Source organism: Variovorax sp. FG153, assembly GCF_057809595.1.
In genome coordinates this window covers 136,386-148,785 of sequence record NZ_JBMDKG010000006.1, presented here as the reverse complement: position 1 = coordinate 148,785, position 12,400 = coordinate 136,386, and the positions used below count along the sequence as shown (strand labels likewise).

Genomic DNA, 12,400 nt, shown 5'->3' with positions numbered 1-12,400 from the left:
GGTTTTCACGCAGACTTCACACACGCCGCGATTGCTTCACAGACAGCCTGGAGACTGCCAGGCGCCAACAAAAACACCGGGGGAGCTTCCATGCTTCAAGTTGCCAATCGAAAACTCGCGTCGCTCAGCGACGTGCTCTTCACCGGGCTGGGCCGCGCGCTCGGCTTCCTGCGCCCGCTCGCGCGCGGGCTCATCGGTTCCTGGCGACCCCCGGGCTGGCTGCGCATCGCCGGTGCCCTGCTGCTGCTCGGACTGCAATGGCTGCAGCAACGGCTCGCCTGGGTGCTGCTGCTGGTGCTGCTGGCGTTCGCGGGATGGATGGCCAGCCCGCAGCTCCTGAAGTGGTGGCATGGCCTCACGCCCGATCGCGTCGAGCCCATCGTGGCGACCGCGCAGATCGTGCCGCCGCCGCGCACGCAGATCGAGCTCGACAAGGGGCCCAATCCGGTCGTCATCAACTTCTCGGCCTCGGTCGCGCCGATCGCGCGTGTCGGCCAGGAGGCGACGGGCGTCGGCATCGAGCCGGCCATCGCGGGCCGCTGGACCTGGACCGATGCCAAGAAGCTGGAGTTCCTGCCCGCGCAGGATTGGCCGGTGGGCCAGGCCTACAAGGTGCAGCTCTCGAAGGAGGCGCTCGCGCCGCACATCGAGATCGAGCAGCGCAAGTACGACTTCAGCTCGGCCGAGTTCAGCGCCCGCATCGCCGGCGCCGAGTTCTATCAGGACCCGGTGCAGGCCAACGTGCGGCGCGCGCTGTTCCAGGTGCGCTTCTCGCATCCCGTGAACACCGCCGAGTTCGAGAAGCGGCTGGTGCTGACCTATGACCAGGCCTGCAGCAGCTCGTTCTTCAGCGTCGGCAAATGCGCGAGCGAGAAGTTCACGGTCAGCTACGACAAGCCGCGCCTCACGGCCACGGTCCAGTCCGAGCCCCTGCCCATTCCCGAGAAGACCCGCCCCGTGCTGCTGAGCCTCACTGCCGGCGCGGTGGCGCAGAAGGGTGGCCCGGGCCAGCGCAACGACGTCTCGCGCGCGGTCGACATCCCCGGCCTCTTCAGCCTCGATATCGCGAGCGTCGAACCCACCATCGTCACCGGCGAGAACGGCGAGCCCGAGCACGTGATGCACGTCAGCGCCTCGATGCCGGTGCACGAGCGCGAGATGGCGCGCCTGGTGCAGGCCTGGCTGCTGCCGGCCACCGAAGATCCCAAGGGCGACCCGGAAGACAAGTTCGACTGGTCCGCCGATCCCGCGAAGATCACCGACGCGGTGCTGCGCCGCGCGAAGAAGATCGGCCTGCAGCCGATCGCCAGCGAGCGCGAGGTGACCGAGACGGTCAGCTTCCGCCTGCCGCAGGCCGAGGGCGGGCGCTACCTGCTGGTGCGCGTGGCCAAGGGCCTGAAGACGCCCGGCGGCTACCAGCTCGGCACGGCCTTCCAGAGCGTGCAGCTGCTCAAGACCTTCGCGCCCGAGCTCACGATCATGAGCCAGGGCTCGCTGCTCGCGCTGTCGGGCGAACGCAAGCTGCCGATCCTGGTGCGCGACCTGCCGGGCGTGCGCGTCGAGATCGGGCGCCTGCTGCCGCAGCAGCTGCAGCACCTGGTGACGCAGAGCAACGGCGATTTCTCGCATCCCAAGTTCTACGGCGGCCTCGGCTCCGACAACCTGGTCGACCGCTTCGAGAAGCAGATCCCGCTGGCCATTCCGCCCGGCAAGGCGCACTACGAGACGGTCGATTTCGCCGAGTACCTGCGCAGCGACATCAGCGACCGGCGCGGCGTGTTCCTGCTCAAGGTGCAGGGTTTCGATCCCAAGGCGAAGAAGAAGCCCGAGGGCGAAGCGGACGCCACCGAGGCGTCGTCCGAGGACGAGGAGCAGCAGTCGTCCGGCGAGGACGAGGGCAACCCCGAGAGCGGCAACCCCGAGGACCAGAAGGACGAGCGGCTGGTGCTGGTCACCGACCTGGGCATCGTCGCCAAGAAGTCGCTCGACGGCACGCGCGACGTGTTCGTGCAGAGCATCGCCAACGGCCAGCCCGTGGGCGGCGCGCTGGTCGAGGTGTGGGGCCGCAACGGCATGATCGTGGCGTCGCAGGCCACCGACGCCACGGGCCGCGCGAAGCTGCCCAACCTCGCGGGCTTCCAGCGCGAGAAGCAGCCGGTGGTGCTGGTGGTGCGCAAGGACGGCGACCTGAGCTTCCTGCCCTTCAACAAGACCGACCGCACGCTCGACATCTCGCGCTTCGACGTCGGCGGCCTGCGCGCGGCCGGCGTGCCGAACCAGATGACGGCCTATGTCTTCAGCGACCGCGGCATCTACCGTCCGGGCGACACCATGCACATCGCGATGATGGTGAAGGCCGGCAACTGGGGCACCTCGCTGCGCGACCTGCCGCTCGAAGCCGAGATCATCGATGCGCGCGGCCTGAGCGTGCGGCGCGAGAAGCTGCGCCTCGGCCCCGGCGGCGCGGCCGAGATCGCGCACGCCACGCAGGACACCTCGCCCACCGGCAACTACACCGTCAACCTCTACCTGCCGCGCGAGTCCTCGCCCGGCGCGCCCGAGGTGCAGGGGTTGCTGCTGGGCAGCACCACGGTGAAGGTGCAGGAGTTCCTGCCCGACCGCACCAAGGTCACGGCCAAACTCAGCAGCGAGATCGCCGAAGGCTGGGTGAAGCCCAAGGACATGAAGGCGCTGATCGACGTGCAGAACCTCTTCGGCACGCCCGCGCCCGACCGCAAGGTCGAGGGCACGCTCACGCTGAGCCCGGCCTTCCCGGTGTTCCGCGCCTTCGCCGACTACGCCTTCTTCGATCCGCAGCGCGCGGCCGAGAAGCAGGTGGACGACCTCGGCAGCGTGCAGACCAGCGCCGAGGGCAAGGCCGAGTTCGACCTGCGGCTGTCGCGCTTCGAGGCCGCCACCTACCAGGTGCACGTGCTGGCCAAGGCCTTCGAGCCCGAGGGCGGGCGCAGCGTGTCGGCCGAGGCGCGCACGCTGGTGAGCGACCTGCCCTACCTGGTGGGCGTCAAGGTCGACGGTGACACCGGCTACGTGAGCAAGGGCGCTGCGCGCAATGCACACGTGATCGCGATCGACCCGCAGGCGAAGAAGACCGCGGTGGCCGATCTCGTGCTGCAGCGCGTGGAGCGCAAGGTGCTGTCGGTGCTGATCAAGCAGGACAACGGCCTGTACCGCTACGAATCGCGCCGCAAGGAGATCGTGCTCGACGAGAAGCCGCTGGCCATCGCCGCGGCCGGCAACAACGTAGCGCTCGACACCGGCACGCCCGGCAACTTCGCCTACGTGGTGCGCAATGCCGGCGGGCTCGAGCTCAACCGCGTCGAGTACAGCGTGGCGGGCAATGCCAACGTCAGCCGCTCGCTCGACCGCAATGCCGAGCTGCAGCTCACGCTCGACCGCAAGGACTACGAACCCGGGCAGGAGATCGAGGTCAGCATCCGCGCGCCCTACGTCGGCGCGGGCCTCATCACCATCGAGCGCGACAAGGTCTATGCGCATGCCTGGTTCAAGACCGACAAGACCGCCTCGGTGCAGAAGATCGTGCTGCCCAAGGACTTCGAGGGCACCGGCTACATCAACGTGCACTTCGTGCGCGACCCGGCCTCGGACGAGGTCTACATGAGCCCGCTGTCCTACGGCATCGCGCCCTTCGCCACCAGCCTGTCGAAGCGCACGGCCAACCTGCAGCTCACGAGCACCGAGCTCGTGAAGCCCGGCCAGACGGTGAAGATGAAGCTCACCAGCGACCAGCCCACGCGCGCCGTGGTGTTCGCGATCGACGAGGGCATCCTGCAGGTGGCGCGCTACAAGACGCCCGACCCGCTCAAGCACTTCTTCCAGAAGCGTGCGCTCGAGGTCGGCACGCTGCAGACGCTCGACCTGATCCTGCCCGAGTTCAAGAAGCTGATGCAGGGCGCCGCGCCCGGCGGCGATGGCGAAGGCGAGCTCGGCAAGCACCTGAACCCGTTCAAGCGCAAGCGCGACAAGCCGGTGGCCTACTGGTCGGGCCTGGTCGACGTGAACGGCAGCCGCGAGTTCAGCTACACCGTGCCCGAGAGCTTCAACGGCAGCCTGCGCGTGATGGCGGTGGCCGTGAACGACGAGACCACGGCCGCGAAGAGCACCCGCACCACGGTGCGCGGCGACATGGTGATCCTGCCGAACGCGCCGCTTGCCATGGCGCCCGGCGACACGGTCGAGGTCGGCGTCGGCCTGGCCAACAACATCGCGGGCTCGGGCAAGGAAGCGCCCATCGCGCTCACGCTCACCGCCTCGGGCGGGCTCGAGGTGGTCGGCGATGCGACGCAGACGCTCAAGGTCAACGAGCGCGGCGAGGCCAGCACGAAGTTCAACGTGCGCGCCAAGCCTGGCGAGCAGGCTGTGCTGGGTTCGTCGGCGCTGGTGTTCACCTCCACGCACAAGAACTTCAGCGCGCGGCTCGCCACCGAGGTGAGCGTGCGGCCCGCCTCGCCCTTCGTCTCGCTGGTGCAGGCCGGCAGCTTCCAGCGCTCGGGCGAGATCGCGAGCAAGGGCGACTTCTATCCGAACTTCCGCCGCAGCGACCTCGCGGTGTCGGCCGCGCCCTGGGCCTTCGCCACCGGCCTCATGCAGTACCTCGAGGCCTATCCGCATGGCTGCACCGAGCAGATCACGAGCCAGACCTTCCCGGCCGTGCTGCTCTCGGGCCGGCCCGAGCTGCTGAAGGAAATGGCGCGGGGCCGCACGGCCGACCAGGGCCCGCTGCCCGAGGCGCGCAAGACGCTCGAGCGCTACCTCGTGCAACTGCGCGCGCGGCAGACGGCCGACGGCGGTTTCTCGCTGTGGCCCGGGGCAGGTGCCGATCCGTTCGCGACGCTCTATGCGGTGCATCTGCTGGTGGAAGCGCGCGACCACAAGCTGCCGGTGCCGCAGGACCTGCTGCAGCGCGCCAACACCTACCTGCAGGGCTGGCTCGGCAGCGGCGACTCGTCGCTCGACGGCTGGCGCCAGCGCACGCAGGCCGCCTACCTGCTGACGCGCCAGGGCATCGTGGTGCCGGCCGCGCTGGCCAACCTGCGCGAGACCTGGCGCAACCAGCAGGCCAAGCAGACCGCGGGCTGGAGCGACGACCTCGGCGCCGTCTACCTCGCGGCGAGCTACCAGCTCGTGAAGCAGGAGCAGGTGGCCAACGAGCTGCTCAACCCCGTGTGGGCCGACCTGCTCGCGCGCAGCGAGAAGAACCAGCGCCGCAACGTCTGGGGCCGCTACTACGACCCGCTGGTGCACGACAGCATGATGCTGCACCTGGTGGGCCGGCATTTCCCGGCGCGGCTCAAGACGCTGAAGCCCGCCGTCTGGGAAGGCATGGCCGGCATGGTACGCGACGGCTGGTACAACAGCCTGTCGTCGGCCGCGATGCTGATGGCGGTCGATGCCTACTTCGGCGCCGTGGCGCAGAACGCCGAGGGCAAGCTCACGGCCTCGGCCATCGATGCGCAGGGCAAGGCCGCGGCGCTCGCGCTCGGCGCCGTCAACCCGGTGGCGCGCGCCGCGGTGCCCGCCGGCACCGCGAAGCTGGGCCTCGCGAACGACAGCGACTTCAACCTCTACTACAGCTGGACCGAACAGGGCTTCGAACGCAAGCTGCCCGACACCGCGGTGAACCAGGGACTCGAGGTGTTCCACGAGGTGCTCGACGCCAAGGGCAATCCCGTCACCAAGGTGAAGCTCGGCGAAGAGGTCACCGTGCGGGTGCGCGTGCGCAGCCTCGAGCGGCCGCAGATCGCCGACGTCGCGCTGGTCGACCTGCTGCCCGGCGGCCTCGAGCCCGTGCTGCAGGCCGTGGGCGACGATGCCGAGGGCGAGAACGCCGACGCACCGGTCTGGAAGAAGCGCCTGGGCGGCAACGGCTCGTGGAAGGTGCAGTACGCCGACATCCGCGAGGACCGCGTGGTGTTCTACGGCAGCGTCGACAAGAACCTGCTCGAAGTGACCTACAAGGCGCGCGCCACCAACGTCGGCGACTTCGTGGTGCCCGCGGCCTATGGCGAGGCGATGTACGACCGGCGCATCTACGCGCGCTCGGCCGGTGCGCGCTTCCAGGTGGTCGCGAACTGAGGCCACAGCGGAGCGCGGCATGACCCGGACCCTCGCGCGTCGAGCCCTGATCGCGGGCGTGCTGCTGGCCCTGCTGCTCGCGCTGCTGCGGCTGTGGCCTCATGCCCCGCTCAGCGAGACCGTGGGCAGCTCGCGCGCCGTCTACGCGCGCGGCGGCGAGCTGCTGCGGCTCACGCTCGCGGCCGACGAGCAGTACCGGCTTTGGGTGCCGCTCGAGCGCATCTCGCCCACCCTGATCGACGCGGTGCTGCTCTACGAGGACCGGCGCTTCTACGCCCACCCGGGCGTCAATCCCGCGGCGCTGGTGCGCAGCGCCTGGCGCATCGCGAGCGGCGAGCGTCGCCAGGGCGGCTCCACCCTCACGATGCAGCTCGCGCGCCGGCTCTACGGCATCGACAGTCGCACGGCCGGCGGCAAGGTCGCGCAGATCGCCGCCGCGCTGTGGATCGAGGCGCGCCACGGCAAGCGCGAGATCCTCGAGGCCTACCTCAACACCGCGCCCTACGGCGGCAACATCGAGGGCGTGCAGGCCGCGAGCCTGATCTATTTCCGCAAGGATGCCGCCAGGCTCAGCCTGCCCGAGGCGCTCACGCTCGCGGTGATTCCGCAGAACCCGGTCAAGCGCATCGCCGAGCGCGGCCGCAACACCGAGCTGCAGGCCGCGCGCGAACGCCTCTGGGCGCTGTGGGCCGAGCGCGATCCCGCCGCGCGTCAGCATGCGCCCGACGCGCAGCTCGTGCTCTCGGCGCAGTCGCGCGGCAGCCTGCCCTTCCTGGCGCCGCACCTCACCGACATGCTGCTCGCGCAGCCGCGAAGCGATGCCGGCGTCGCGGCGCCGGTCGAGATCCGCGCCACCCTCGACCTGCGCATGCAGTCCACGCTCGAGCGCGTGATGGCCCAGTACCTGCGCACGCATGCCGACGTCGGCATGAACAACGCGAGCGCGCTGCTGCTCGATGCCTCGACCATGCAGGTGCGCGCGCTGATCGGCTCGGCCGACTGGCACGACGATGCCATCGCGGGCCAGGTCAACGGCACCCAGGCCAAGCGCTCGCCGGGCTCCACGCTCAAGCCCTTCATCTACGCGCTCGCGCTCGACCAGGGGCTGCTGCATCCGAAGACCATGCTGAAGGACGCGCCGACCGCCTTCGGTCCCTACACGCCCGAGAACTTCGACCATCGCTTCGCGGGGCCGCTGTCGGCGCAGGAGGCGCTGATCCGCAGCCGCAACGTGCCCGCGGTCGCGGTGGCCGCGAAGCTCTCGAAGCCGGGCCTCTACGACTTCATGCGGCTGGCCGGCGTGCAGAAGCTGCAGAGCGAATCGCACTACGGCCTCGCGCTGGTGCTCGGCGGCGGCGAGGTCACGCCCGAGGAGCTCGCGGGCCTCTACGGCACCCTGGCCAACGGCGGTATCGCGCAGCGGCTGCGCTACACCGAACCCGCGCCCGACGAGCGGCCCGCGCAGCCGCTGCGACTGCTGAGCGAGGAGGCCTCGTTCATCACGCTCGACATGCTGCGCCAGACGCCGCGCCCCGACACCACCCTGCCCGCGCGGCCCGCCATCGCCTGGAAGACCGGCACCTCCTGGGGCTTTCGCGACGCCTGGACCGCGGGCGTGTTCGGTCGCCACGTGCTGGTGGTGTGGGTCGGCAACTTCGATGGCAGCAGCAACCCCGCGCTGGTGGGCGTCGACGCGGCCGCGCCGCTGTTCCTGCGCATGGTCGACGCGCTGCGCGCCGAGCGGCTCGATCCCGGCGAGGTTGCCGTCACGCAGCCGGCCAACCTGCGTCAGGTCGAGGTTTGCGCCGCCACCGGCGGCCTGCCCGATGCGCTGTGCCCGGTGCGCACGCGCACCTGGTTCATCGCCGGCAAGTCGCCGATCCAGGTCAGCAACCTGCATCGCGCCGTGTGGGTCGACGAGACCACGGGCAAGGTGGTCTGCGGTCCGCAGCCGAACGCGCGCCAGCAGGTGGTCGAGCAATGGGGCAGCGACATGCGCCGCCTGTTCCGCCAGGCTGGCCTGCCGCGCGCCAGCGTGCCCGCCGACGGCTGCGAGCAGAAGGACGCGGGCGCGCCCGAGGCCGCCCCGCTCATCAGCTCGCCGCTGCGCGGCGTGCGCCACACGCTGCGCGTGGCCAAGCCCGAGCCGCTGGTGCTGCGCGCCGAGGCCGCGGCCGGCACGCAGACCCTCTACTGGTTCGCCGACGACGCGTTGGTCGGCCGTGCCGCGCCCGGCGAGGGCATCGCCTGGATGCCGGACCTGGCCGAGTCGGGGCGGCGCTACGTGCTGCGCGTGGTCGACGACCAGGGGCGGGCCGAGTCGCGTGAAGTGATCGTCGATATCGCACCTTAGTGGCAGTCATGTCACCGCGGCGTCACGCGTGGTCGGCAAGGTCTCGCGTTTTCGACTCGGACTCCCGACCTCCATGAAGAAGACGCGCCTTTCCCTCCTCGCCCTGGCCGCCGCCGCTGCGTTCGCCGCCACCGGTGCCTCGGCCCAGACCGCCTTCCCCGCCACCCTCGCCGGCCATGCCGTGCTGCCCGCGCAGAGCTTCGTCGCCGCGCCCAAGGACGCACCGGCCGACCTGCAGGTCAGCGGCAAGTTCACCACGCCGAAGCGCGTGGAAGCCATCGGCAGCGTCGAGGGCCTCTCGGGCGGCCGCGGCACCGGCGTGTCGCTGCCCTTCAAGGGCCAGCCGCTGCAGGGCCACTCGGGCATCAAGAAGATGGACGACGGCAGCTTTTGGATCCTCACCGACAACGGTGCCGGCGCGAAGGCCAACTCGCCCGACTTCATGCTCTACCTCAACCACTACAAGGTCGACTTCAAGAGCGGCAAGTTCCAGCGCCTGGCCACCGTGTTCCTGCACGACCCCGACAAGAAGGTGCCGTTCCGCATCGTCCACGAGGGCAGCAAGCAGCGCTACCTGACCGGCTCCGACTTCGATCCCGAGAGCTTCCAGTTCGCCGGCGGCGCGCTGTGGATCGGCGAGGAGTTCGGGCCCTACCTGATCAAGGCCGACCTCAAGGGCAAGGTGCTCGCCGTGTTCGACACCCAGGTCGACGGCAAGGTCGTGCGCTCGCCCGACAACCCCGCCGTGACCACGCCCGGCGTGCCCGGCGGCGCGGTCGACTTCCAGATCAAGCGCTCCAAGGGCTTCGAGGGCATGGCCGCCTCGAAGGACGGCAGCAAGCTCTACGCGCTGCTCGAAGGCCCGGTGTGGAACGCCGAGGCCAAGGACTTCGAGAAGGTCGAGGGCAAGGAAGCGCTGCGCGTGCTCGAGTTCGACGTGGCGGGCGAGAAGTGGACCGGCCGCCACTGGAAGTACGTGCTCGAGGCCAACGGCAACGCCATCGGCGACTTCAACATGATCGACGGCACCACCGGCCTGATCATCGAGCGCGACAACGGCGAAGGCACCAGCGACAAGGCCTGCCCCGAAGGCCAGAAGCGCACCGACTGCTTCCACGACATCGCGAAGTTCAAGCGCGTCTACAAGGTCGAGCTCGGCGACGCCAACGTCGGCGGCCCGGTGCGCAAGATCGGCTACATCGACCTGCTGAACATCGCCGACCCCGACAAGCTCGCGCGCAAGCCGCTCAACGACGGCGTGCTCAAGTTCCCGTTCTTCACCATCGAGAACGTCGACGTGGTGGATGCCACCCACATCGTCGTCGGCAACGACAACAACCTGCCCTTCTCGAGCAGCCGCGAGCCGAACAAGGCCGACGACAACGAGCTGGTGTTGCTGGAGGCGGGGGCGCTGCTACAGGCGAAGTGAGCGGCGGGAACGCCCGCTATCGCCCTGCGCCCGGGTCGAGATAGCAGGGTGTTTCCTTGGGGAAATCGTGCCAGATGAGTATTATTCTCATTCTCCCGGCCTTGGCCTTTCCCCTTTTTCCATGACTTCCCGAACGACTTCGCCCGCCGTCCGGCGCGCGGCGTGAGCGCCGGCCTGCGCTACCGCCTCGGTGTGGCCTCGCGCGCCGTCGCCGCCATCGCCGGCGGCTACGGCGTGGCCGCGCTCTCCGCCGCCGCGCTCGCGCTGTGCCTGCCCGCCGCCTTCGGCATGGCGCGCAGCGAAGCCGCGATGACCGGCACGCTGGCCTCCTTCCTCGTGTTCGCGATCGCGGTGATGTGGGTGTTCGCGGCGCGCAGCGCATGGCGCGCCTGGATCGGCCTGGTCATCGCCGCGGCGCCGCTGGGCGCGCTGCTGCTCGTGTTGCCGACGCCGGGAGCGGGCGCATGAAGGAAGGCTTCCGCCAGTCGATGGCCTGGCTGCACACCTGGTCGGGCCTGTTGGTCGGCTGGGTGCTGTTCATGGTGTTCGCGGCCGGCACGGCCTCGTACTTCAAGGACGAGATCACGCTGTGGATGAAGCCCGAGCTGCACGGCCTCTCGCGCGCGCCGGTGCCGCAGGTGCAGGCCACCGAGGGCGCCTACGCCTACCTGCAGCAACACGCGGCCGATTCGCCGCGCTGGTTCATCACGCTGCCGACCGAGCGCGAGCCCTCGACCAGCCTGTTCTGGACCCGGCCCGCGCCGCCGGCCGGCTCGCCGCCGCGCGACCGGCGCGATCGCTTCGGCCGCGCGGTGCTCGACGCGGCCAGCGGCCAGCCCTCGGCGGCGGTGCGCGAGACGCGCGGCGGCGAGTTCTTCTACCGCCTGCACTTCGACCTGCACTACATGCCCGCGATCTGGGGCCGCTGGATCGTCGGCTTCTGCGCGATGTTCATGCTGGTGGCGATCCTCAGCGGCATCGTCACGCACAAGCGCATCTTCAAGGACTTCTTCACCTTCCGGCCGAAGAAGGGCCAGCGCTCGTGGCTCGACGCGCACAACGCGACCGCGGTGCTCGCACTGCCCTATCACGCGATGATCACGTACACGGGCCTGGTCACGCTGATGTTCATGTACATGCCCTGGGGCCCGCAGGCGGCCTACAAGGACAGCGGCGGCACGCAGACCTTCTTCTCCGAGGCCTTCGCGGGCGGCGTGCGCGAGCAGTTCAAGGCCGCGGGCCAGAAGGCGCCGATGGCACCGGTCGCGCCGATGCTCGCGCAGGCTTCCGCGCACTGGGGCGGCGCGCCGGTCGGCCGCCTCACAGTCAACTCGCCGAACGATGCCAACGCGACGGTCATCGTGCGCCGCGCCGAAGGGCCGCAACTGGGGTCCGAGCAACCGTCGATGGTCTTCAACGGCGTGACCGGCGCCCTGGTCGGTGCCTACGGCGACAGCATGCGGCCCGCCGTCGAGACGCGCAGCGTGCTCTACGGCCTGCACATCGGCCGCTTCGGCGATCCGCTGCTGCGTGCGCTGTTCTTCGTCTCGGGCCTCGCGGGCTGCCTGATGGTCGCCACCGGCCTCCTGCTGTGGGCCGTGAAGGAGCGCCAGAAGTTCGCGAAGCGGCTCAAGCAGGGCGGCCGCGTGAGCTTCGGCCTGCGGCTGGTCGACGGGCTCAACCTCGGCGCGATCGCGGGCCTGCCCCTCGCGATGGCCGCCTTCTTCTGGGCCAATCGGCTGGTGCCGTTCGACACGGCCGACCGCGGCGCGGCCGAGATCGGCTGGTTCTTCGCGGTCTGGGGCGCGGCCGCGCTGCTGGGTCTCGCGCGGCCCACGCTGCGCATGTGGCAGGCGCAGCTCGCCGCGGGCGCGCTGCTGTTCGCGCTGCTGCCGGTGCTCAACGCCTTCACCGGGCCGGCGCCGCTCACGGTCAGCCTGCGTTCGGGCCCGAGCGCCGTCGCCGGCTTCGACCTGGTGTCGATCGCGCTGGGCCTGGGGCTCGCGGGCGCGGCCTGGATGGTGGAACGCAAGCGGCGCAAGGCCCTGAGCGCTTCGGCGAAGAAAGCCGTGAAGGCCGGCCCGGCCGATGACGCGGTGGAATCGCCTTCGCTTGCCACCTCGGGCCAGGGATCGTGATGAACGCCTTGCTGATCGCGACGGTGTTCGCCGCTTCGCTCGCGGGCTTCTGCGCGCTGGGCCTCGCAATGGACCGCCACAGCGAGGACGTCTTCGGCCGCGGCAGCACGCCCGGCCCGTGGCGCCGCTGGCTGCAGCTCGGCGGCAGCGTGGCGCTGTGCCTGTCGCTCGTCGCCAGCCTGCGCGCCGCCGGCCATTCGATCGGCTGGGTGCTCTGGTTCGGCGCGCTCACGGCGGCCGCGCAGACGGTGGTGGGGCTGTTGAGCTATGCGCCGCGCCGCTTCCACTGGGTGGCGTCGGCGGCGGCGGCGATCGCGGTGCTGGCGGGGCTCGGGTGCCTGGTGTTGGCCGCGCTGGGCGACTGAG

General features: G+C 70.3%; 6 protein-coding genes. All 6 read left to right on the top strand.

Translation table 11 applies throughout. From position 1 onward, the window contains the following. The first annotated feature begins 90 nt into the window (after nucleotides 1–90). The 6 genes from ACODT0_RS09800 to ACODT0_RS09775 all read left to right on the top strand — a co-directional run bounded on the left by ACODT0_RS09800 (nucleotide 91) and on the right by ACODT0_RS09775 (nucleotide 12,399). A complete protein-coding gene (locus ACODT0_RS09800; protein ID WP_489041151.1) occupies nucleotides 91–6,114 on the top strand; it encodes an alpha-2-macroglobulin in 6,024 nt (2,007 codons plus the stop codon). 19 nt (nucleotides 6,115–6,133) lie between these two features. Continuing rightward, nucleotides 6,134–8,467: a penicillin-binding protein 1C gene (gene pbpC / locus ACODT0_RS09795; protein ID WP_489041150.1), complete on the top strand. Its 2,334-nt coding sequence runs from the start codon at nucleotides 6,134–6,136 to the stop codon at nucleotides 8,465–8,467. 73 nt (nucleotides 8,468–8,540) lie between these two features. Next, nucleotides 8,541–9,896, top strand: coding sequence for an esterase-like activity of phytase family protein (locus ACODT0_RS09790; RefSeq protein ID WP_422099473.1), 1,356 nt, complete (start codon nucleotides 8,541–8,543; stop codon nucleotides 9,894–9,896). Nucleotides 9,897–10,058: 162 nt separating this feature from the next. Then, entirely contained in the window at nucleotides 10,059–10,364 is a 306-nt protein-coding gene (locus ACODT0_RS09785) for a DUF3649 domain-containing protein (protein ID WP_057593265.1), read from the top strand. Next, on the top strand, nucleotides 10,361–12,034 hold the full coding sequence (locus ACODT0_RS09780; RefSeq protein ID WP_489041149.1) for a PepSY-associated TM helix domain-containing protein: 1,674 nt from the start codon (nucleotides 10,361–10,363) through the stop codon (nucleotides 12,032–12,034). The genes ACODT0_RS09785 and ACODT0_RS09780 overlap by 4 nt, the downstream gene beginning before the upstream one ends. Continuing rightward, complete coding sequence (locus ACODT0_RS09775; protein ID WP_057593263.1) at nucleotides 12,034–12,399, top strand: DUF3325 domain-containing protein; 366 nt, start codon at nucleotides 12,034–12,036, stop codon at nucleotides 12,397–12,399. The genes ACODT0_RS09780 and ACODT0_RS09775 overlap by 1 nt, the downstream gene beginning before the upstream one ends. Nucleotide 12,400: the final 1 nt, after the last annotated feature.